Annotated in this window: 16 protein-coding genes; 3 read left to right on the plus strand and 13 right to left on the minus strand. The window is 42.0% G+C overall.

Translation table 11 applies throughout. The features are described from left to right. Positions 1-5: 5 nt before the first annotated feature. The 3 genes from Abor_RS02870 to Abor_RS02880 form a co-directional block, all read right to left on the minus strand. Positions 6-806 carry an ABC transporter permease gene (locus Abor_RS02870; protein ID WP_048840337.1) on the minus strand — a complete coding sequence of 267 codons (801 nt, stop codon included), beginning with the start codon at positions 804-806 and terminating at the stop codon, positions 6-8. Positions 807-1,069: 263 nt separating this feature from the next. Next, on the minus strand, positions 1,070-2,125 hold the full coding sequence (locus Abor_RS02875; RefSeq protein WP_048840338.1) for a glycosyltransferase: 1,056 nt from the start codon (positions 2,123-2,125) through the stop codon (positions 1,070-1,072). A gap of 50 nt (positions 2,126-2,175) precedes the next feature. Continuing rightward, positions 2,176-3,042, minus strand: a complete 867-nt coding sequence (locus tag Abor_RS02880) for a glycosyltransferase (RefSeq protein ID WP_048840339.1) — start codon at positions 3,040-3,042, stop codon at positions 2,176-2,178. 936 nt (positions 3,043-3,978) lie between these two features. On the opposite strand from Abor_RS02880, the gene aspT reads away from it, so the two are divergent. The 3 genes from aspT (at position 3,979) to Abor_RS02895 (ending at position 8,435) form a co-directional block, all read left to right on the plus strand. Continuing rightward, the gene (aspT, locus tag Abor_RS02885; protein WP_048840341.1) at positions 3,979-5,670 is read left to right on the plus strand and encodes an aspartate-alanine antiporter; all 1,692 of its coding nucleotides are present in this window, start codon (positions 3,979-3,981) and stop codon (positions 5,668-5,670) included. Between the two features lie 26 nt (positions 5,671-5,696). Next, positions 5,697-7,286, plus strand: a complete 1,590-nt coding sequence (locus tag Abor_RS02890) for a bifunctional aspartate transaminase/aspartate 4-decarboxylase (protein WP_048840342.1) — start codon at positions 5,697-5,699, stop codon at positions 7,284-7,286. 201 nt (positions 7,287-7,487) lie between these two features. Continuing rightward, a complete protein-coding gene (locus Abor_RS02895) occupies positions 7,488-8,435 on the plus strand; it encodes a transporter (RefSeq protein WP_232014972.1) in 948 nt (315 codons plus the stop codon). 4 nt (positions 8,436-8,439) lie between these two features. On the opposite strand, the gene Abor_RS02900 is transcribed toward Abor_RS02895, so the two are convergent. The 10 genes from Abor_RS02900 to Abor_RS02945 all read right to left on the minus strand — a co-directional run bounded on the left by Abor_RS02900 (position 8,440) and on the right by Abor_RS02945 (position 24,010). Continuing rightward, positions 8,440-9,576 (minus strand): AGE family epimerase/isomerase, encoded by a 1,137-nt coding sequence (locus tag Abor_RS02900; RefSeq protein WP_048840343.1) that lies wholly within the window; start codon positions 9,574-9,576, stop codon positions 8,440-8,442. 30 nt (positions 9,577-9,606) lie between these two features. Further along, complete coding sequence (gene rfaE1, locus Abor_RS02905; RefSeq protein WP_048840344.1) at positions 9,607-11,043, minus strand: D-glycero-beta-D-manno-heptose-7-phosphate kinase; 1,437 nt, start codon at positions 11,041-11,043, stop codon at positions 9,607-9,609. A gap of 51 nt (positions 11,044-11,094) precedes the next feature. Further along, positions 11,095-12,123: an ADP-glyceromanno-heptose 6-epimerase gene (gene rfaD / locus Abor_RS02910; protein WP_048840345.1), complete on the minus strand. Its 1,029-nt coding sequence runs from the start codon at positions 12,121-12,123 to the stop codon at positions 11,095-11,097. Between the two features lie 206 nt (positions 12,124-12,329). Beyond that, positions 12,330-13,409 (minus strand): family 8 glycosyl hydrolase, encoded by a 1,080-nt coding sequence (locus Abor_RS02915; RefSeq protein ID WP_052946343.1) that lies wholly within the window; start codon positions 13,407-13,409, stop codon positions 12,330-12,332. A 10-nt stretch (positions 13,410-13,419) separates the two neighbouring features. Continuing rightward, positions 13,420-14,064, minus strand: a complete 645-nt coding sequence (locus Abor_RS02920) for an SGNH/GDSL hydrolase family protein (protein WP_048840346.1) — start codon at positions 14,062-14,064, stop codon at positions 13,420-13,422. A gap of 36 nt (positions 14,065-14,100) precedes the next feature. Continuing rightward, the gene (gene bcsD / locus Abor_RS02925) at positions 14,101-14,520 is read right to left on the minus strand and encodes a cellulose biosynthesis protein BcsD (RefSeq protein ID WP_048840347.1); all 420 of its coding nucleotides are present in this window, start codon (positions 14,518-14,520) and stop codon (positions 14,101-14,103) included. A gap of 13 nt (positions 14,521-14,533) precedes the next feature. Beyond that, positions 14,534-18,145 (minus strand): cellulose synthase subunit BcsC-related outer membrane protein, encoded by a 3,612-nt coding sequence (locus Abor_RS02930; protein WP_048840348.1) that lies wholly within the window; start codon positions 18,143-18,145, stop codon positions 14,534-14,536. A gap of 8 nt (positions 18,146-18,153) precedes the next feature. Next, positions 18,154-22,764: a UDP-forming cellulose synthase catalytic subunit gene (gene bcsA, locus Abor_RS02935; protein WP_048840349.1), complete on the minus strand. Its 4,611-nt coding sequence runs from the start codon at positions 22,762-22,764 to the stop codon at positions 18,154-18,156. After that, positions 22,761-23,522 carry a cellulose biosynthesis protein BcsQ gene (gene bcsQ, locus Abor_RS02940; protein WP_084594334.1) on the minus strand — a complete coding sequence of 254 codons (762 nt, stop codon included), beginning with the start codon at positions 23,520-23,522 and terminating at the stop codon, positions 22,761-22,763. The genes bcsA and bcsQ overlap by 4 nt, the downstream gene beginning before the upstream one ends. Before the next feature lie 44 nt (positions 23,523-23,566). Then, positions 23,567-24,010, minus strand: coding sequence for a hypothetical protein (locus tag Abor_RS02945; RefSeq protein ID WP_048840351.1), 444 nt, complete (start codon positions 24,008-24,010; stop codon positions 23,567-23,569). Between the last annotated feature and the right edge of the window lie 980 nt (positions 24,011-24,990).

A 24,990-nucleotide genomic window follows, 5' to 3' on the forward strand; every position in this document is an offset into this window, starting at 1 on the left:
GACCATCACAACCAATAAACAATACGGGCACGGAAACGTGCAAAAATATAGCCGCTACCTATCATCAACACCAACAATGTGATTGATGATAAAATATAGTCGGACATATCGGGTACTATTCCTAAGAAAGGCTTGCTAACCACATGCATTAACGCTGCCATAGGATTGTATTCAACAATCGCCAGAGCATTCTTACTCAATGAACTGACTGGCCACATAACGGGTGTAAGAAACATTAGAATTTGCATGATAGCTTGCACAATCTGCGGCAAATCACGAAACCGTGTACAAATAACTCCCAAACACAAGCTAGAGAAAAAACCACAGCATAAAATAAAAAATATACCCGGAATCACCAAAAACATATTCCATGAAATTGGATGCAGCATACAAACAAAAACTAAAAATATAATAATTATATTATGCAAAAAATTAACAAAATTTCTAATTATTGTTCGGAGTGCAAAAATAGAGCGTGGTATAGGAGTTTGCTTTATATAACCCTGAGCTTGGACAAAGACAGTAGAGCTTTCAATAATACTAGTAGATAACCAAGTCCATGCCACATAATTACAAGCAACATAAGGTAGAAAACTCTTAATTTCTTGATGAAAAAGAAAACTATAAACGACGCCTATCGCTACAATAAAAATAAGCATGCTTAATGTAATCCAAAACTGCCCCAGCTTGGATCGCGCGTAGCGTTGCTTAATATCACCAATTCCCAGCAGCCAAGCTAATTGCCACTTAGAAAACCCTTGAACGATATCTTTTAACGCTAAATTATAGTAGCTACCACCGTGCATTAAGAGCCCTAACGCTTATACGACCAAGAATACGCAACGCTTCACGTGCTAGTATCTACAAATACCATTTTTGAGAACTTTTTACCATAGCTGCCACACCACAATAGAACAGAACCAGGAACAGACTATTCAATAATTCCTTCCAAATCACGCCCAGCATAAAATAATATTCATTTTTATACACTGAAAAATTAGATAACAACTTCTATTAAATATAATTTAATATTTCTCAATGTAGAAATTTCGCGCATATCTAGTTTTTATTATGAATATAAAAATTTTCTTATAATTTTTTTTACAACACTTCTTTTCTCACTAAAATTTTGATCGTAAAATAAACTATTTTTTCCAGAAATATTTTGGAAATACTTATCATCTATGCAGTAGTTTTCTTTTAAAACTCTATTTCTAACACTATTATTTAGCTCAGAAAATATTTTCTGCAACCCAATTTGCTGATAAATTTTTCCTAAATTATCATTTTCTACAAAATATTGTAATATTTTTTCAACTTTCAAATCACGTACTGCATCTGCAGGCAAATCATAAAAACGATCAGAGAAAGCCTCGCTAAACAGGGGTTCCGATAGATCTTCAAAAAAATTCTCTGCAATAAAATAATGCTCATTCATAATTCTTATATTATTTTCAAGAGTAGAAGAGCTTGTATTTTTTTCAGATAAAATACGAAAATAGATAAGAGGATCGTTATCAACGTAAATAGGATATTTTTTTACCAGTCTTACCCACATATCAAAGTCTGGAAGCTGCCTAAAACGATTATTATATCCTCCCAAACTTGAATAACATTCACGTTTAATCATACTAGACGGGTGACAAAGACAATTTGAATGATCGAAAAAAAATCTTATCCACTCGGCTTGCGTCCGATTAGGTTGATCAAATATACGTCCAAACGAAAGGCTATCCTTCTTTAAAACAACGTCCTGTGCATTCACAAATACCGCACGTCCAAAGTGACCTGCCATATGATTATTTTTTTCTAAATAATTAAACTGTTTTTCTAATTTTCCCTCCATCCACATATCATCGGAATTAATGAGCGCTACATATTTACCTTTTGCCTGAGCAAGTAACTCATTATGCACCGTACATGCACCACGATTATTTTGGTGTGGAAAAAACTGTATTCTTTTATCATGAAAAGTTTGAATTATATCTCTCGTACCATCATTGGAACCATCATCAGCTATTAAGAATTCATATTCCCCAAAAGACTGACGAAGCACACTTTCAATTGCACGGCCAACATATGCGGCGTGATTATAGCTTGGCATAACAACAGAAATAGGCAGCATAACAACTCATTTTCATAAAATATTATTTTAATATCAAAAATCATGAATTTTCATATCTCTTTTTTAAATTTTAATATTTTCTTAATTACTTTGATTAAAAACACACCTCCCCATGAAATCTTTGCATTTTCTGTTTTTAGCTTTTTGAAAACATCGTCAAATTCTTTATTATATTTATTTTGCATAAGACCTTTACAAAATACAATAGTTTTTATTTGTTCTATTTTTTTCTGCTTTGAACTCAAAGAACTCCATGTCCCATTTTCATGTATTCTATAGAAAGATAATGGTTCATGCAAATATATAAAATCACCAAACAATCCAGAAAAAATATTTATAACCCAATCATATGATTTGAAGTTAAATATCTCTTGTGGAAGCCGCTCTATGACATTCTTTCTATAAACTATAGCTGAAAAATTTCCTGGCAAATTATCTTTGATAATAAAAGGAACATCATAATACATACTCCCTCCTTTTCCATGGAGTGTTCTTGTGCCTTGAATACCTATTTTCTCATTAAATAAATAATAATTAGACGAACAAAAGACACAATTTTTATTATTTTCCAATGCTATAATTTGTTTCCTGAGTTTTTCATCATTAGCCCAAATATCATCACCCTCCAGAATAGCAATATAATCGCCGATGCATGCTTGGAAGGCTCTCTGATAATTTTTTGTAATACCAATATTTTTCTCTTGAGAAAGATATTCAAAAGCAAATCGATGATCAATCCCATCATATTCACGAATAATATCTAATGTTCTATCAGTCGATTTATCATCTGCGACAATTAATTGTATTTTAGAGTTGAATTTTTGCTTTAAAATACTTTCTATAGCCTCCCTTATATAAGATGCATGATTATAGCTAATAAGAATAATAGATAAATTTATATTTTTTTCGTTTATCATATTTTACCTAATATTTTTACTATTAACAAAAATTTTATGAGCGTTTACAAATATTGTGATAAGGCTTCTTTCTTCTAGCTCAAAAAAAATACACTTAGCAATACTTTATCTTCCCAAATTTTATAGCATATGGCTGAAATCCCTCTTCATACTCATCCACGATGAAGGTCTACTATACGATAGTACAATAAATATAACGTTTATATATTATAATGACTCATATAAATAATAGATAAATATGAAGAAATAAATTATTAAAAATATATATGATTTTTATTATAAATAAATTCCATAATAATGTAAATTTAATAAATATAATGTGATTCACTGACACGAATAGGCTATATTGCTTGCCCTATATTAAGTTCGCTTTGTAATAAAATTAGCAATGACGGATACATTCTCTGGCAATAACCGCTTGGCTCAATTTTTTGTCAAAACAAGCCGAGGCAAGCTTGTCTCAGAAATCATCAATACCCTCGATTCAATTTGCATCAAGACGGAAGAAAATCTCTTACACGAAAGTATACTGTGATAATCATTTCAATTTTAAACATTGTAAATTCTATATACTCCATATATCTTATAACAATATATGATTATTTAATAATATTATAAACTTGTTTGAATTATTTTTTTATTTAAACATGCAATGGATCGAAACCTAATTTTATGGCGCTTTAATTTTTTTATTGTGTTTCAAATACTCATCTTTACTTATTCAATAAAAATAAAACTTAAAATTTATATTGTTAATATTATTAGGAACAACAACCATATTAATGAAATAAATAAGTTTTTAACCCGTAATAATTATTATATAGAAACATAATTATTAGCCATAAAGTGAGGACTATTGATTCTCGTCAATTTACTATATGTGATTTTTATATAAACGCTCTTTCTGTAATTAGATAAACTTTAAGGAACCTCATTTTGCACGCACTCACTCATTCTCTATCCAATCTGTTTGGAGCGTGCCCGGAAATTGCCCTGTTCCTTGCCCTTGTTATTGGGTGCTGGATTGGACGTTTCCGCTTTGGTTCATTCCAGCTCGGTGGCGTAGCAGGCTCTCTGCTTGCTGCTGTGCTTATTAGCCAAGTCGGCGTTCATATTGATTCGGGCATTAAAAACGTTTTGTTTGCCCTCTTTATCTATGCCGTGGGTTATCAAAGCGGGCCTCAGTTCTTTCGCTCTCTTGGGCGGCAGTCCTTGCGCGAAATTTTAATGGCGGTTGTTCTAGCCCTGTCCGGCCTGCTTACCGTTGTGGCCGTGGCACGCCTTTTCCATCTCGACAAAGGACTTTCGGCCGGGTTAGCGGCTGGTGGGCTCACGCAATCTGCTATTATTGGTACGGCTGGTTCTTCTTTGGAGAAACTTGGCCTGCCACTGGCACAAGTGCAGCAGCTACAGGGGAATGTCGCTGTCGGGTATGCTGTAACCTATATTTTTGGTTCGATTGGCCCCATTCTACTCTGTATTAATGTGCTGCCTTGGCTGATGAAGCGCAGCATTCGTGACGATGCCCTTAAAGCCGAGGCCGAGCAGGCTGGCGGTGTACATGTATTAGGGGAAGGTGAGGTCACTGCCCTGCCAACATTAGTTGGGCGTGTCTACCGTGTTGCACAGGCTGGCCTCACGATTGCCGAGGTCGAAAGCTGGGCGTCTGGCGTTGTTGTCGAACAAGTTCTACGCAATGGCAAAACAACCAGCATCAGCCCTGATTTCACCCTAAACGCAGATGATCAGGTGCTGCTGGTTGGGCAACGCACCAACGTACTGGCAACAGGGCAAAAGTTGGGTCAGGAACTGGGCGATGTGCCCGGCATGAGCCTCTCTCTGCTACGCCGCAATGTGGTTTTGTCCCGCCCCGACTTTACAGGCAAAACGGTGCATGAGTGCGCGCAATCTCTTTCATCTGCTGCGCGCCACGGGGTATATTTGGTCGCGTTTTTGCGAGACGGCAAAACCCTTCCAGCCTCTCCCGACATGACAGTGCAGGCCGGAGATATTGTGACACTACTCGGCACATCAGAAGATGTGCAGCGTGTAGCCGCACAAATTGGCACTATTCTGGTGCCTAGCATCAAAACAGACCTCATTTTCCACTCCTTAGGTGTAGCACTCGGTTTGCTTATTGGGTTGGGGGTTGTGCATTTGGGGTCTATTCCGCTCACTTTAGGCAGTGGCGGGGGTGCTCTTCTTTCTGGCCTGCTGTTTGGTTGGTATCAAAACCGCCACCCTCTTAAAGGCAACATGCCAACAGCCGCATCTGCATTGTTGGTGGATATTGGACTGGCTGGATTTGTGGCGGTTACAGGCCTGCAAAGTGGCCAACAAGCCATACAAACCATTATGCAGCACGGCATTACCCTTTTTCTACTGGGTGTTGTGGTTACCCTCTTACCCCTCACTCTTACTATGCTGTTTGGTCGCTATGTACTGCGGTACGACAATACCGCAGTTTTTGCTGGCGCTCTGGCGGGTTCACGCAGTGCCAACCCGGCCTTTGGGGAAGTGTTGAACAAGGCAGGCAATGCCGTACCAACCACTCCCTTTGCCATTACCTACGCCGTGGCAAACGTGCTGTTGACCCTGCTCGGCCCACTTGTTGTCGCCTTTTCCTAAAAAATACTTATAAAGGATAAAGCACTATGTCTCTTGATTATTCAAAATACAGCAACCTTAGCCCCTTCGAACTTAAAGACACTCTTATCAGCCTTGCGTCGTCTAAAGCAGACCGCGTTATGCTCAATGCTGGCCGTGGCAACCCTAATTTTCTGGCCACATTGCCTCGTGGTGCTTTTTTTCTGCTGGGCCAATTTGCCCTGACAGAAGCACGCCTTTCTTTGTCTTACCTAGCACCTGGGCTTGGCGGCACAGTGCGCATAGACGGTATTGAAGCCCGTTTTGACCGCTTTTTGGCAGATCATCAGGGGCAGGAAGAAGCCACCCTGCTTGGCTCTGCATTAAGCTACGTGCGCGACCAAATGGGCCTACCAGCCGATACATTTTTGCTGGAAATGGTTGAAGGCATTCTGGGCTGCTACTACCCTACCCCGCCCCGTATGCTAACTTTAAGTGAAAAAATTGTTGGCCAATACGTCCTGCGCGAAATGGTTGGAGGAGAACTCCCCCTCGACTCTACAGATTTTTTTGCGACAGAAGGCGGCACCGCCGCCATGGCGTATATTTTCAACTCTCTCAAACAAAACGGCCTTGTTTGTAAGGGTGATAAAGTTGCCATTGGTATGCCTATCTTCTCGCCCTATATTGAAATTCCACAACTGGAAGAATACGGGCTAGAAGTTGTTGCTATTCAGGCAGACCCAGCGCTTGACTGGCAATACCCTGAAAGTGAGCTGGAAAAACTCCGTGACCCAGCCATTAAAATCTTCTTCTGTGTAAACCCGAGCAATCCGCCATCTGTTAAAATGAACGATGCCTCTTTGGAAAAAGTGGCAGCCATCGTTCAAGAACGCCCTGATCTGATGATCCTGACAGATGATGTCTATGGCACGTTTGCTGACGGTTTCCGCTCTCTTTATGCTGTTTGCCCACGTAACACTATTCTTGTTTACTCTTTCTCTAAATATTTCGGGGCAACTGGCTGGCGCCTTGGCGTTATTGGTATGCACAAAGACAACGTGCTTGACACCAAACTGGCCCAGCTTCCAGCAGACACAAAGCAGGCTCTAGATAAACGCTATGCCAGCCTAACAACAGACGTTGCTGCCGTTAAATTTATTGATCGGCTTGTAGCAGACAGCCGCGCTGTGGCCCTTAACCACACAGCTGGCCTTTCTACACCACAACAAGTGCAGATGGTGCTTTTCTCCCTCTTCGCGCTTATTGATCAAGAAGACCGGTATAAAGCGACCCTCAAAAGTGTAATCCGCCGCCGTGAAGCCGCCTTGTATCGCGAGCTGGGTGTTAAACCCTCTGAAGATGCCAACGCGGTTGACTACTATACCCTGATTGACCTGGAAGATACCTGCCGCGCCCTGCATGGGGCAGACTTTGCAGCATGGATGCTCAAACAAGCAGGCACAGGTGAAATTCTATTCCGTATAGCAGATGAAACCGGCATCGTGCTGCTACCCGGTTCAGGTTTTGGCGGCGTGCGCCCAGCTGCGCGTGCCTCGCTCGCAAACCTGAACGAGTTCCAGTATGCTGCTATTGGCCGAGCTCTCCGTAAAATGGTTGATGAATACTACCAGCAGTTTTCATCCAAAAACGCCTAACTCTTGCACGCAAGAGTGTTTCGTCACGTGAGATAGAAACTCTTACTCCATGCAATGAGCAAGCGCGCTACTAGGTTTGAAGCTTTATGGCTTTTACCAAGCAGCGCGCTACGTTTTTGATATCATGCCTTTGCTTGATAAGGTACCACAGGCTTCAACATGCGTTTTAAATGTAAAAATAACCGACAGAATAATAAAAAAATGATACTGAAAAAATCGATTATTTTTTCTATTTTTTCTGTAGCTACCATCTCTTCAGCTCAAGCTGACCAGTGGTACACAGGGTCTTTGGTTTCTCCATCAGGCACAACAAGAAAAAACATTCTTAACGTAGAACCCTATTTTTCTTATAGTCAGCCTATGGGGTACTTTGATGCACGCGGCGGCGCACGCCCTGCAGCACACCCTATGCAGCGTATGTTTGCAAATTCAACACTCTGGAAATACGGCATTTTACCAGACCTGAGCATTCAGGTGCATACAGTGGTTGATTATGGCTGGAAAAATGGCAAGGGTCATTCTCATGGGCCAAAAGTGGGAGACATTCCCGTTGACTTAATTTACCGCTTTCTACGCCCAGACCCTAAACGTTACATTCCTGCACTCAACTTATTTGTTGGCATGATCTTCCCTACCGGTGATTACAACAAACTAGGAGATTCCCAGGATGGTGTAGGTAGCGGTGCCTATGTGTTCCGTTTTGCTATCACTGAGCAATCTACCTACACCCTACCCGGCAATCATGAACTAAGGTTGCGTGTCTGGAACTGGTTCCGTAGAGCAGTTACGTCAGCCAAACTTGTAGACACAACTAGCTACGGCACAGCACATGGTTTTCAAGGCCGTGGCCAACCTGGCATGAGCGGCCAAACAGGGTTTTCTTTAGAGTATGCCCTTAGCCAAAAATGGGTTCTGGCAATGGACTTGGCACGTGACTGGTCAAATGGCTCTAAAGTGCGTGGCTATGATGCCAACGGCCATTACAAAAACACTACCGGCTCCGCCGGAAGCGACTGGCAAATAGCCCCAGCGTTTGAATATAACTGGAACGCCCATTGGGGCGTTATTATTGGCTCATCTTTCTACTTTGCCGGACACAACAAAAGCATTCAGGCCTCACCCCAGTTTGCCGTGAATGCTATTTTCTAAAACATTATGGAGCAGCACAGAACTCTCTTGCCGCTCCATAAATATGATACAGAGAGCTAGCAGGCATATAGTCTACTAGCGGCTGCCCCTGTTCTGACAAACGATCAATCCAGCCCCCATCTAGTGTTTGTGGAGCATAAGATGTAAAAAACCGTGCCGTTATGCCATGCAACATAGCATGCTCTTCATGCGTTTTATGCCGCCTACTCGCCAATAACCGTATAAGCTCAGTTTGGGGCCAAATACGTGTATTGGCCTCAATTATATGCCCGCACTCGTTTATGGCATCGCACACGCTTTGCTGCATCACCCCATAGCGCAATCCAAGATCGTATAAACGCTCGGCTGTAGTAATAATGGCATCTTTTTGGCGTACGTCTGGGCATAAGCGCAGGGTTTCTTGCAATAACCATGACCATTCAAAAAGATGGCCCGGCTCTACTATATTTTCCCCAAAAGGTTCTTTGGGCTTCCATCCTTTTGTAAAAAACTCGAGGAGAAAGCCAGATTGAAGGCAAATAAACTTATTGAGTGCTAAACTGACCAGCCCTTGCGCACGATCAAGGTAAAATTGGTCTGCCGTAACCTCAAAAAGAGCAAGATATGCTTCTAATAAATGCATATGCGGGTTTTGACTACGTATAGTCTCTTTTTGTGGTACACTATTTATAAAGCCACCATTAGGTGCTTGAAAAATATTTTCAACTTCTGCAATCGTTTGCCTTACCGTGAGCAATAAACGTTTATCAGACGTTAGTCGATAAGCCCAAGCGTAAGCAAAAAGAATAAAAGCATGCGCATAAAGATCTCTTACTGTACTAGCCGGAGCATCATTCTCTGCTAACGAAAATATCCAGCCTGCTTGCCCATCACATCGCCAATAGCGCCTTTCGACTTCAGTAAGGCAATGCAACGCATCCTCTGCAGCATAAAAAACACCATCCAACTGTGCGCGACAAAATGTTGCAATTTGCCGTGCTTGCACCATTAGGCGTAACTCTGGCAACACTACCGGTGTTGCAGTATACGTCAAGCGCTCATAATATAAACGGCGTACTGGGTCGTAGCCTTTACGGCTCCATAGCGGCAAAGCCTTATTTGGTAACCAATTTTTCCAGAGCACGTGAATATTTTTTCGCATTATGCGCTCACATCGTATCAATAGTATACGTTAAGTTATTTTAGCCATTTTCTGCACTAAACTACTTGTAGAATGGCCCTCAATGAGGGTAACCAACTCAACCCGTCCACCAGAAGATTTTACAAATTCACTTCCCACCACGGTATCTTCTGTATAATCAGAACCTTTAACTAGGACATTTGGCTTTAGCGCAGAAATTACTTCTAATGGGGTATCTTCTTCAAAAATAATAACCATATCTACGTCCCGTAAAGCTCCCACAACCGCGGCTCTGGCTCTTTCACTCTGCACAGGACGAGTATCACCTTTCAAACGACGAACTGAAGCGTCGCTATTTAACGCGACCACTAATTTATCTCCAAACTGTGCCGCTTTATGAATTAATGAAATATGTCCAGGATGAACTAAATCAAAGCATCCGTTTGTAAAAACAACAGAGGCACCATGCTCTTGCCAGTTCTGCACGATCTCTTGAGCGCGTTCTAAAGGTACAAGAATAGTATTATCACCTATATCACTCCGGAGTTTTTGGCTCAGTTCACTCTGTGTAACGACTGCTGTACCAAGCTTACTCACAGCAATAGACGCTGCAACTGTAGCAATAACTACTGCTGTATCAATATCTTTTTTAGCCGAGATTACGCTAGCAATTGTTGCAATTACAGTATCTCCAGCCCCTGAAACATCATAGACCTCAGATTTGTGCGCCACTTCATGTTTTATATGCCCATTACGCTGCCACAGACTCATACCTTCTTCTGAGCGCGTAACCAGCACGTCTCCACCAAACTGCTCTGATGCCACTCTTGCGGCTTGCTCAACTTCTTGATTAGTACGCAACGATAAGCCTGTAGCTCGCTCCATTTCCGCCCGATTGGGCGTAATAAGTGAGGCCCCCCGATAACAAGCAAAATTATCCCGCTTAGGATCTACAATGACAGGAATATTTTTTGATCGTGCGTATGTAATCACATTTTGTAGTATATTCTCGGATAAAACACCCTTTGCATAATCTGAGCAAATCAACACATCGGCTGTTTCTAATGCAGCTATACAAGCTTTAATCAAACGATTTTGTGTTTCTTGTGAGAACTCAATAATCATTTCTTCATCAATACGTACAATTTGCTGTTGTCCACTAAGAACACGCATTTTAGAAATAGTAGACCAACCCTGTTGCTCCACGACCCCTTGTACATCAATTGAAGGCCACACACTTAGTGCATGCTTAAGCTCTGTCGCATTTTTATCTGCTCCCACTACGCCAACTAATGCCACAGAGCAACCTAGTGCTGCAGCATTCACTGCTACGTTTGCCGCTCCACCAGGAACAATTTTCTGGTGCGTTTTCAGCAGCACAGGTACCGGCGCTTCAGGAGAAATACGCTTTACTGAACCCAATACATATTGATCCAGAAGGAGGTCCCCAATAACCACCAAACGTCCAAAATTTAAAGTATTAATCATAGAAATTATTCTTTTCATGAAGCCATTTATCAAAAAACAAATTCATATTTTTTATTTCATGCTAATATTCGGAAATGAACTCTGATGCTGCGTATATAGAAATTTAGTATAATCTGCTACACCCTGTGCAACATCGCGAAAAATAATCTCGCATCCAGTAGAACGGAAATGAGACATGTCAGCTTGTGTAAAGTACTGATATTTTCCATGAAGATGTGCTGGAAACGGAATATAATGCAAAATATCTTGTGTCACCATTTCTGCTAAAGATAATGGGGCTAAGCCCATTAAGGTACGTATTGTATTCACCGTATTTAAAGCAATGTCATTAAATGGCTGCGCTTTACCTGTACCAAGATTAAAAATACCACTATGTTCAGGATGATCAAAAAACCAAAGTTTAGCAGCCACAAGATCTTTAACGTAAATGAAATCACGCATTTGCTCGCCAGACTTACAATGCGCGTATGCACCAAATAATTTTACACGACCTTCTGACATGAATTGCTCAAAATTATGGTATGCGACAGAAGCCATACCACCTTTATGTTGTTCGTATGGGCCATAAACATTAAAATAACGAAACCCTGCAACTTGGGATTTCAAATTTGGAATGCTTTTTCTCACTATTTGATCGAACAACAATTTTGAATAGCCATACACATTCAAAGGCTGTTCATAAATAGCATTCTCTTGGAAAACGGAAGATGCTCCATATGTTGCAGCACTAGAAGCATACAACAAACGAGCACCCGTATTATGGCAATACTGCAATAATTTTTTACTATTTTCATAGTTATTCGCCATCATATAGCGGCCATCTTTTTCTATAGTAGAAGAACACGCGCCTTCATGAAAAATAGTATCAATTTCACCAAAATAACCATTTAACAAAGCATCATAAAACCCTTGTTTATCCTGATAATCACTCAACGAAAGATCAACAAGATTACGCGCCTTTTCACCATTAGTTAGATTATCAACGGCAATAATATCTAATAGCCCTCTCTGATTAAGAGCGCGTATAATATTACTGCCTATAAATCCGGCAGCTCCCGTAACAATGATGCGTTTCGCCATAGGTTAAACAACTTTATGTAGCCAAGATATAGAAATGTATCATAGCTATGCTTTTTAGTATCCATCAATTTGATAGCCGACGAACTAAACAAAAATTAAGTTTAGAATGCCGTAACAATAGATGAGCAATATCATTCTTATAATGATTGATGTTAAAATCCTTCAATAATGCTTCGCGAAATTTTAAATAACCATGTGATATATTCTTAACGCAAGAAATTCCGACTATGCGCTGCCATAATATCTGCACCAAACTGCTGACTTACTAAACCTGCCAACATACTTAATGAAGCAGAATAATAATTATCATTCTTTTGTACAGAAGGCATAGCGGCTCTCATCTGACCAAAATCACAAGCACCGCCAACAGAATAAAAACCAAGAGGCGCATTGTAAGGTGAGCGTTCTCCCGTTTTTAAGTCAACCCATGCAGGTAAATTATTCGCTGGCCATGCTGTCCAATAATTTTCAAAGCCAGCCATAAGGTCACTACCTAATTGACCAGCCCATGCAAGATAAAGAGGAACACGCACAGCATCGTATGAGAAACGTGGAGGGTGCTGATCTGCTATAGACAAATGCCCCGAGTGCGCAGCGACCTGCAACCAATCTGGTGGTAATTTCCAACGACCAAAACGTCCATTGCGAACAAGTGCCAAACCATTACGCATAATAGACTGCCACATTTTCGCATCATCTAAGCCTGTTGCGAGCAGTAAAGACGGCATAACATAATAAGATAAATTAACAACAACACCACTTTGGTTTGTGAAGCCCGTTAATCCTGGCATTAAAACATATAAACCGCCAATTTTTTGAACCAGTTTTTGGCGCACATCTTTATAAATATCATGAGCAGCTTTCAGAAAATCATTCCGCTGCCACCGATATCCAGCAAATGTAAGAGCCAGAGCAATCAACAAATCTCCATCTGTTGCATTGTTAGAATCTGGCACTTTCACTGGAGATGTAGGGAGGTAGTGCCACGCATGCAAAGCACAGTTGGAGAGCTTCAGATTTTTTTCTGTCCATGAAAAAATTTTCTCAAAGGCTTTTTTGTCGTCGTTAGCCTGTGCAAACAACATACCATACCCTTGGCCTTCGGTATGCGATTGGTATCCATTACCATTATCAATAATTCTCCCATCATCACGCATGAATTGGGCAGCGTACCATGCCCAATCATCTACAGACTGAGCATACCCTTCTTGCATTGCAAAAGGAGACAAGACCCCGGAGACAAGAAGGCTACGTCGTGAAATAATAGGGTGGCGCGTATGTTGCATTATATAATCACTATTTATTTGATAAAAGCGGATCAATTGTTTTAACTAGTTGATTGCCCCATTTTGTATAATCAGACGTTGTCAAATGAAGACCATCTTCTGTTGCGATACTTTTCTGATCCAATAATTTTGTTGAATCAATATAATGGCAAGGCTGAACCTCTTTATTCAAAAGAGCAGCTAATTCCTGCGTACGCGCATCTGTTTTACCATAGCGCGGGTTATAATGCCCCCATGTTGGGCCAACCCAAATACATTTTGTTGAGCCAATATTTTCGACCAACGCATGAACTTGATCTTTTATCCAATCAGTTGGCATTTGAGGCTGATTATAACCAGCCATTGCATCTCCAAACACAACGATCACCGCGTCGGGGTGCCATTGTTGAATGAGAGTCTGAACATTGGGCGGCGCATCATTTTTATTCATAGAAAGGGTAATATGTTCTGTGCCAATACGTTGAGTGTAGCCACACGCATTGACGGGCTTTTCATCAACCCAATCTTCTGGTTTTGAAGAACATAAGCCGTATGTTACGACCTTAGCCCCTTGCGCCACAAATGCTTCTGGCAGATTAGCAAGCAATGTATTTTTAAAGGTTAAATGACTATCACCAATCATTAGGATAGTCAGACCAGCAAGCAAGGGATTCATTGTTCTTCCTTTTTATCTACAACGAGCATGACTCGCCTAATGCCCATACGTTAGCATGACAAGTTGAATATTATTTACATCTGATTCCACCGCCCAACTGATACGTGCATCTGGGAGTGCATCAGGCTGTTGCTCTAACCATACAGAATACAGTCCAGCAAGCACAGGTGCTAACCAATACCCAGATGGCTCTCCTACACTCGCCACTGTAGGGATACCTGTATGCTTTAGCACAAGTTTTCTATCTGAGGTATCAATATCTAGAATGACACTTCCCCACTGTATTAAAGCAAGAGCAGCATTCATTTCACGTTCGAGTGCGTCCATAGTCGCACAAGCTGGAAGTGATAGGCGTGTGGCCATCTGACGTCCCACATCCTTTAGAAAGCGTTCTCCCCCATCCCGCCCAACCTGAGCATCAAAACTACGAGCAAATTCCTGAATAAAGAGTGACATAATCAAGAAACTTTCATTTACTATTCAGAAATGTATAATGTGCCGAAACGCCAGCTATAAACTGATTCCATGGTCCAGCTTTCTGGTATTCCAAATTAGCGCCAAAACGCAACATAGGGGTTACCTGATAAAAGACATTAGCATGCGCCCCTCCAATAAGGCCGGATTGACTAATGGCGTTTACACCAGCAACGGCGCGTGAATGATAAGTCTGATAACCCAACCGAGCACCGGTATCCCACATCCATTTATCAACCTGCCCCCTGTAAGAGACAGGCACACTGATCGAAAAGAACGATTGCGGTGAAAAATAACCGCCATAACCATAGCTATCTACTTGCCCGTTCACCAATAAATTAGAAAGCGGTGCATAAGAATCTGGAAGAACATACTGATTATTGTCGAACCGGAACCACATCATATCAGTTCCCAGTCTCACCTCCTGCATATCATCCTTGTAGACAACAGCAGAGCCACCTAAACTGGCTTCGTACTCCTCGTTTGTACGTGTATTTTTACCATCAAGATAAGAATAGCCTGTCCCAGCGTAAAGGTTAAAACCATCTACATCATATGCTAACTGCATTTGTGCATGATTTTTCATAACGCCGCCCCACTTCTGGCCGGTCTCTTTATTTTTTATACCTGAATACGCCACCACACTGTCAGTAATATTACGACGCTCGAAACCAAAATTAAAATGAAGATTATCCGTAAGAGGTAAGAAAAATTGTAATCCGCCAACAATATTTGTTGTTGCGAATCCTAATGGAGTAGTTCCTATATCCGCTTTCAACCAACGCCAATCATATCCAGCTTTTAGTGCTGCACCAGCAACATTCCCACCAGAGAAATGCTGGGCATAATCTTGCGTAATTGTACCAGAAGAAAGAGACACTGGTGTAATAGAAGCGTTAAAACGTCCACCACCAACTTGTATAGAGCCCAATATAGGAAGAGCTACGTTCGCTAATTTACTATACCCATTGCCGCTGCGCATATTAAAAACTGGCCCGATATCTAAATAGGGCGCATAAGCTTTTCCTGTCGTTTCAATTTCCTGATCAATTGCAGCCAACATTGGGTCTGCTGCAGCTGTGGCTCGAGCCTTTGAATTGTCGTTTAGGAAAGGATTTTCATCTTCCTGCACCTCAATTGGTGTTCCGATACTTTCCAGACGAAGAATACGGGCCTGTGCCAAAGCATCTAACGCTTCAGACCACTTACCTGCGGCTTTTGCTACTACAGATGCCCCAACCCATGTACGTGGGTCAGACGGAGCTTGCTCACGCATTAAGTCTAGATCTTCTCGTGCTTGCGCCATAGAATCCAGCTCTACACACAACCTTATGGCTTGTAAGCGTGCGTCTAAATCATCAGGATTTTGTAACAGAACAGCCCGTGTTACAGACAGCGCTTTTTCTAAATTATGATTGGACTGATATAACCGTGATAACGCAAGTTGTGCTGGCGCTTCTCCTTTTCTCAAAGCTGGAGCCAGCGCATCATATGCTTCCGCACGCTTGCCTTCTTCATTAAGATGATCAGCAGACTGAATCGCCAATCCATCGCGCAATCCCTGCAAAGATTTACGCTCATCAAGAGTGAGTGAAGTTTCTTCCAATCCAGCTAGAACCCGGCGAGCTGCCTGAGGTTGGCGTGCCTCAATCATAACACCTGCGTATGTAATCCGCTGCCCAACTGAAGGAACAGAAGAACGACTTAGCAGCTCACGCAACAAACCTACTGCACCGGTCGCATCTCCTCGTTTTAGCAAGGCTCTAGCCATCAGGTCTCCGCGCATACCACTTTTGTCCACACCACTTTGTTGTGCCATACGACTAAAATATAGCCGCGCCTCCTGTGGATCCTCTGGTGCACTATCAACCATTTTCTGGAATTTTAGCCGTTCTGATATCTGACGAATATCTGCATTCATACTTTGCCTTGGCAAAATTTGCAGTAAGCGTTCTACTGTCTCTGTGTCATGGGTTTGGTTTGCAAAAAAGATACCCGCCTGTATTGTAGCGGAAGATGCACCTCTTTGAGCTGATAACATAGGCTCCATAGTCTGCCTTGCTTCTGCTTTATTTCCAGCCGCCAAAAGTGCTTGCGCCAAATGCAAATTAGCCCATGCATCATGCGGGGTATTCGCAACTGCACGGCGTAATAGATCTATTTTTTCGTCTAAATTACTGACATTTTCTGCTTTTTTAAGCAAATCAGCATCTTCTATTCTTTTCGCATAGTCTGGAGACACGCTAGCCAATTGTTTTTCCACTTGGGCTAGTTCACTGCTACGTGCTGTGTTCCGCAATATGCCATAAAGCCCTTGCAAAGCACCAACATTGCTGGGTTGTATAGCCAATGCCTGACGATACCAACTTTCAGCCTCAGAAATATTTCCTTCTTTTTTGGAAACATCTCCAGACAAGGTTAATAGACCAGCTTGGTGCGGATCTAATTCTATAGCTTTTTGAAGAGCATTTTTCGCAGCAGCGTAGTTACCTGACTGTATTAAAGGCTTTACCTGACCATAAGTGGCAGATACCTGCGCAGCAGCTAAGGCTGAAGACCATTTGTTGGCTGTTTGGGGGTCAGCCTGCGTTGCTTTTTGTAGAAGGTCAGCGGCTTCTTGCATGCGCCCTTGACGCATGCGTACTAAACCCAGCCCGCCTAAAGCATCTGCATCTGAGGGACGCTCTGCTACAGCTTGAGAAAAATAAGTGTCTGCATCAGCCACACCATCATTTGCGAGAGCCTGATACCCTTGAGTACGACTTAATACTGCATTCTCTGATTCAGCTAATTCTGCACGCTTACGAATAGCAAGAATATCAGTATCCTGCGGGTGAATTTTTAACCATGCATCATACGCCGTCACACTCTCAGGTGTTTCCGCCAACCAATGTAATGCTTCGCTCCACGCATGCTCAATAGATGTCTTTTGGCGATCAGAAAGCCCATGGATGTTGGCAAGCTGCTGTAAGCGTTGCAGCCCTTCATTACGCGTCGCAGGCCGCCATGTAAGCACCTCGGCATAAGCAATTTGGGCATCCATATTATTGGGGCTTTGCGCAACAAGTTGCTTAAGCCCCAAACGCCCTTTATCTCGATACCCAACAGCACCCGCCATAGTTTCATAGTATTCAACAGCATACGCCGGTGACGGACCATTAGGAAATAATTTACGATACGCGGCAGCTGCTGCACTAGTTTCTCCAGCTTGAGCCAAACTACGGGCTTCAGAGACATCAATAACCGCATCGTCATCTGTAGCAAGTTTGGACGTAATACGCTGCATCTCAGGAGTGCCAGGAAAACGTGCACGCAAAGCCTGCAAGGCATTTTGCATACCCGCAGCATCGTTATCTTCGTGCGCCCATTGTGCTTGCAGCTCTAAAATATGTGGATTATTTGGAGAAAGATGTGCAGCCTGCGCTAGGGTCTGCCGAGCATTATCCATTTGTTGGTGATCATGCCAATACTGTGCACGTTGCAACAGTAAAGCACCAACATCAACTGATGCTGATTTTGGCATATCCAATGGCTCGGCCCAAGAGGCAGGTACGGCAATACCACCAAAGCTAACAACGCCCAATCCGAGTGCAGCGAAATACTTCATACTAGCAACTATTCCTCCGCTTCGTTTGCACGCAGATAAGCTTGACGTTTAGCTGCATGAGCCGCTAGCAGCTTTTTCAATATACTCCCTAAGACCAAGATACTTAAGACTGCTAGAATAATAACACGTAATGGATGCTCACTGAAATACCAGTCTATCCAGATCCAAATAGGGGCATTACCAACCGTAAAGGTTGGACCACTTCTTGAAGCAGAAATTGTATTTCCCGCAACGAAGGTTAGATCTCCTTGGATACCCCTTTCAAGTGTAGGGTCTTCAATCGTATTTATAAGCGTATTCAACCCTTGTGGATTACCCGCTACAAGTACAACCACAGAACGGCCCGATGCCAGCGGAGACTGAGCACTAATCAGTGCCGCACTCGATTCAAGAGAAACACTACCTTGGAAAGTAACGGTCTGGCTGCCTTGGCGTACCTCATTGGCAAACATATATCGTAAACCATTCAAGATGCTTCGCTCTTTTAAACTTATTTTATCACCTTCAAGTTGGTAAGGAGATGCGCGCAATAATGACGCCCCTCCCTCGCCCAATGTTTGCACTCCACCAGATGCAAGACCAATAGCGATAATATCTTTATTTTTTATTGTTTCTGCTTCTCGAGATGGCACGATATCCACCCCAGAAATAGGCAACCACGTGTAAGATCCAAAAAGACCGGCTAAATCGAGATAAGCTGTTAAAACGCCTGCGCCTGCACGATCTGGTAGGACAATAGCTGTTTCCGACAAATCAGCCATTTTTGTGAACGGAAAACCGCTGTTGGCGAAAAGTGCTAAGTTCGGCAACGTGGCAAGATGGTACGCACGGCGCAGATCCAAATAAGAATCTGGATTTAATTCCAATGAAAGATCCTGCGCCATAGCACTGCAGTCCCGACGTGCCATGGGTCTACCATCAAAATAAAAATTCAGTTCATTCTGGCCATAGACACCCCATACGGGTATTTCAACATGGTGCTGTTGCAATGTCGAGCGTGCGGGCAGCAACGCTGCCAGCCAAGAGGGCCATTTTTCAGGTAAAGACCACGGGAAACTATGGAGATATACACCATTTAAGCTTACATCAACCCGAGACAGGCTAAGGTCAATTAGATTACCCATAGGAGGGCTAAAACTAAATTTTGAAGAAAATGGTCTCTCGCGCCATGTGTATAAATCAGGAGCTATACGAAACGGTATTGCGAGTGTACCGGGAACATACCCGTGCCCTCTTAATGCGCTCTGACTCACCAATTCTCCAAATTTTACCACTCGATCTGTTGGTAAAAATGCAGGAGCATCATAAGGCTTCCGAGGAGCAAGCTTAATATCAGCAGCACCAGCCCGCGATACATCCCCCAACATACCAGATGTGTAGGCGAGTGTATTTGCTGCTTGCAGAACCTCTGCGTCATTTCGCCCTGTAATTACAAGCAATGTTGCATTAGCATCTAATGGGCTAGCTATTTCTGTTATAAGCGGGCCCGAAACAGATAAGCTTTTCCCTAAACTATTAGGCAGAGTATTGGCTGTACCCACGACAACAGCATCACTCACCCCTGAGAGTTTATAAGACACAGGAAACGTTACGTGATGAAAGTCTGCCTGTTTACCAAACCACGATGCAATAACCGCTGCTGCTTTAAGAACACCTCGCCCTTCAGAATTATCTGCCGAGATTTTTTCAGGTAAAACAAAAGGAACAACAGCTCGCTTTACAACGTCTGTGTCTAAAAAAGGTGATGGAAGAGATGAAAATAAGCGCTTTGGTGGCAAAGGAGCTGTTGTAACTGACAAACGAGACTGCCCAGAGACTTGCGCCCAGAGAACAGGACTTATTTCGTTCCCGCAATTTTCCGTGTATTGGCCAGAAAAAACAAAATTAAGCACATTTTTTTGCTGAAAGAAAAATGGGTTTATCTTGAATTTTAATGGCCCAAAAGCAGAACGCCCTGAAGTAACTGGTACTGTTCCGACATATTGGTCATTAAGTTGTATAGTTACACTGCTCACATTAGGCAGCAATGCTGGAGACAAAGCGCCCGATAAATCAAGCTCAGCATCTGTAACGAGTTTACCTCTAGGCAAACTAAACGGCACACCTTGGATAGCCGCAAATGGTGTCATTCTCAAAACTGCCCCCGTGCCAAATTCTTGCAGGGTCCAATTTTTTGTACTCGTACCAACCAACGTAGGCATGGCTGTATTGGCAACAGGCGTCCCTAAAGTGAGAGACTGGTCTGAGACTGGATTACTCACATCCATGTTTGGTAATGGTGGTTCACCATCAGCAACAGGCCCACCACTTGATGCAGTAGGAGTATTACTTTCTACATGGGTTGGTAAAGGCTGCGCTTGGGAAACACTGGTAAAAATAGTACCCATTAAAAAAAAAGCAAAGCATTGCAGCATTTTTTTAGGCGTCACGATTACAGCCTTTCGCTCTTGTGCTTTTTTGTCTTCTAATTTCAATACTTGATTATTACGAGTAGCCGCTAATGGAAGGTGCCTACCTGCACTGGCTGGCTTATTATCAACTAACCACAAACTACGTATACTACTGATAGCTAACCATAAACTCCGCAATGGTCGGTCTAAAGGATAGTCAGCCCAACTCGTCCAAACATCTGCTCGACCAAACACATAGCGAATAACTTGAGCCTCTTCGCGTAAGGAAGAATACTGCCAATCTAAACCAATCGATTTCTGACCTACCCAAGCAATCTTACCTTTGAGGGTTTCATCGTCTGCAAAAACAAAAACAGTTTGACCATTTTCGAAAAAATTGTTGCTTCCTTCAGGAATTTTTATCTGGCTACCACCAGCAGAAACATCGAGTATGTGTGTAGAAAATAAACGCCCCTCAGTAGTACGAAGCGTAACAGGTAAGTGAACCCGAATACGAGCGTTACCACGTATTTGCCGTGATTCATGCCCTACAGCAATCGCCAGTAAAAGTGTTATAATGCTCACAGCAATCCATACTTCATTCAGACACAAAGCATTAAAAACCACTTGAGAATTTTCGAACATTATTAATCTATAAAAACCGTAAAGCATACTTAAGAACATTAGACTAAGAAGAATAACATTGGGATATACTGCCTGCCAGTCCAAATAAGAATGCTTAATTGTACCACCTTTGTCAGTAACATTGAATTTTCCCAATTTAGGGAACATTAAAGTAACAAGAGTGACACGCACAAGAAACAAGGCAAGGGTTGTTTCGTATATTTCCCCCCAAAACGAGTACCGCCAATTTTTATTCATACGTGCAGAGGTAAAAATACAATGAAAAAAATGAGGGAATACATAAGCAAAAAGTGTTAGTGGCGATGCTGCAATAAGCGTCTGGTTAAAAACTAAAAAGCACAAAGGAGATGCCAAGAAAATGAGACGTGGAATTGCAAAAAGAAACCCAACCATCGCAGAAAAATAGCAGACACGTTGCGGTAAACTGAGGCCTTTTCCAAACAATGGGTTATCTGTTCGTAGAATTTGTAGCATTCCACGAGCCCAGCGCATTCTTTGACCCACATGCAAAATCAAACGCTCTGTTGCCAAACCGCCTGCTAATGGCATTTTTAGATAGGAAGTAGCCCAACCACGCCTCTGTAATTTAAGCGCGGTATGCGCATCCTCTGTTACTGTTTCAGTTGCAATACCCCCAACTTCTTGCAAAGCAGTACGGCGAATAACAGCGCAAGAACCACAAAAAAACGTTGCATTCCAAAAATCATTTCCTGGCTGAAGGAGACCATAAAAACTATTCCCTTCAGGTGGGACACGGGCACCATTAGCCAAATTACGCTGAAAAGGATCTGGAGAATAAAAATGATGAGGCGTTTGCAGCAAACCAATATTAGGGTCAGCAACAAACCAGCCTACAGTTGTTTGTAAAAATGCGCGGCACGGTATATGGTCGCAATCGAAAATGGCAATTAACTCACCATCGGTTATACCCATCGCATGGTTTAGATTGCCTGCTTTAGCATGAGAGTTGTCTGCCCGACTGATATAACCAATACCTGCTTGTTCAGCAAATTGCTGAAACTCTACACGGTGTCCATCATCAAGAATATACACATTGAGCTTGTCTGCTGGCCAATCCATTGAAGCACATGCAAGCGCAGTGACACGTACAATATTAAGTTCTTCATTATATGTCGGGATATACACATCGATTGTTGGCCAGTGTGTCGTGTTATCTGGTAGAGGGGCAGGCTTTCTTTCAAGCGGATGAATAGTTTGAAAATACGTCAAGACAAGCATCATAAACGCATAGAATTCTGCCAGAGCCAGAATAATACCAAGAGTAGCCTGAAAGGGCGTTTGAAAATCTAGAGTATCGATTAAACGCCAACTTAAATATCTTAAAGAGACAACAACAGAAAGAATTTTTAAATATAAAGCTGCAGTTTCGTCATGCCTTCTATTTAATATATAAAAAATGAGAATACCAAGTATACCCACAACAATTTGCCCTTCTGCAGAAAGTCGAGCAAATATCACTACAGTTAAAGAAAATACGGCTAAAAATATAATAAAAAAGCGTGTGACTTTACCAAATTTTTTAGATGAAAAAATTAACTCTTCAATTCTATCAAATAATTTCATCGTAAATTTTCCAGATAATGACTTACGCGCTCAGATATTAAATTCAAATCCAATGCTGCGCGTGATGAGGGAGCATACCCAGAAACGGATTGTTGCATTGCCAGAGCTTCAGTAACATGCTCATCGCGATGCACTTTCCCCAAAAGGGATTGTCCCATTTTGTCAGTGAGTCCTTGCCCAATTGCCTTACCCAACCGGCTCACAGGATCAAATTGGTTGATGACATATCGACGCCGTTCAGATTTCACCTCTGAATACGTCTTTCCTGAAGCAATATCGCCATACAAAACAACAGATGCCGTATCAGCAGCCAATACTGTCAATAACAAGTCTGCATAAGGTAGAATTGCCTGTGTCATTACTGATGGCCCCGGTGGCGTATCAATAATGACGACCATATCTGGTGCCGCAGCCATACGCAGTAAAGGCTTCCATAATAAGTCAGGCCGCTGCGCTAAAATACCATCCGTTGCAAGAGTCTGTTTAGTAGAAAGCTGTCCATATGGGAGTGTGACCACACCACTCTTCTGATCTTGCCTTAGAGCATCACCCCAATTACCAGCCTTTTCAAATAAACCGACAAAGCCATGCCCATCAGATAGGTCTCCGCCCAAATGAAGACGCAGCATGTTCTGTGGATCAAAGTCCACAGCTATAACTTGAAAACGACGTCTATTAGCCAACCCCATAGCTAAATTAGCCGCAATCATGGTTTTACCCACACCACCTTTAGGAGAAACACAACAAATTAGAGGCATGAAAAACACTTTGACATAAATGTTAAACTATTAAAGCCAAAAAATTAACGAAAAATATCTCGTAAACTTGTTGCAGGTCTGGCATCTGACTGCCTCCCAGCAAGAAAAGCAAAAACATCACGTAAAGGTTGTTGCTTCATATTTTTCTCGTCCATTTTTTTTGCCTGAACGCCCGAAGAAGATGGCGTAACGGGCTTTGTGAAAGATGCAAAGCCACGCACAGCACCAGCCTCGGACTCCTTGGAACTAAATATTTTTTCCAAATGATCTGACGTTAAAGGATTCGGCGGCACAATATCCGCCTCTTTGGGCGGATTCTCCACAGCTTCTGAAGCATGCCGTGCTGGCAAAAGATCTACATTATCAAATTCTTTATATTTCAAACCAGGCTCTTGTACAGCAGCCTTTAAAGCCGAAATATCACTTGCCTCATTAGGCGGAGCATCTGGCACCCCAGCCAAGACAGCATTTACAAGAGGAAAGTCCATAACGCCCCTTTAAATCTTACTGAGTTCCAGCATAACATCGTTGCTTGTAAGAAAATAACACTATTGTAGAACGCCCTGCCTCATATCCCTCTACGATCAGAACGGACGATGGCACTCCCTAGCAACCAACACAGCATTTCACCAAAAAAATATAAGCACGACCGACGTAGCAAAAATAAAACTATCCACAGTAATTACATTATGTAAATCTTGTCTACGCTTAATTAACAAAAGATTTCAAAAAATGCAAATTTTAAAGAAAAATTCATGCACTTACAGTAACTAATCTCAAGGTTTGTTAGCTCGCCGAGCTAATCGAATTATTATAATTTACAGACTTACGGTGGTGAGTAGTTTTATAAATTATACATTCTTACTGTCTGAGCGCTAGGTATAATAAAACGAATCAAGCACTTTTTCCCGCTGCCATATGGGTTTCCGTATGTGAATGACCCTCATGCTTCCAAATGGAAGCTATGCACTTGATATTAAATGCTTTTCAATGAAATGGTACCGTGGAAAGCTACAATGCGCATAAAACCTTCTATAATTGCGTCATTCGATGGAGCCGTTCCAGACCGCTAATACTCGACACAACACACCTGAGAGCTTACAGAGCGACAGCCTTCATGCTCCCAAAGAGTTTTTCCCATCATATTGAACTAACAAAAGCAGCCTGAACCTCAAACGCCATGTTCCGTGTGTGATTCTACCCTATGTAATCACAGAACAATAACAGAAAATAAAACCAATTTTGCGATAAACACGTATAGAAAATGCACGACTTTATGGTATATATATTTGTGAAATCTCATAATTATTGTAAAATAAATAAGAAATATGAGCTATAACCTCACATGGCCGCGGTCGCAATCAACACTACAGTAAGCCTCACCTTCTCTCGCAAAAAACGAATCCTAAATTCCATCAAAGAACACTAAATAATATTAAAAATATTATTTAGTGTTAGCCTATGAGCG

The sequence above is a fragment of the Acetobacter orientalis genome (genome assembly GCF_000963965.1).
GTDB classification, from domain to species: Bacteria; Pseudomonadota; Alphaproteobacteria; order Acetobacterales; family Acetobacteraceae; genus Acetobacter; species Acetobacter orientalis.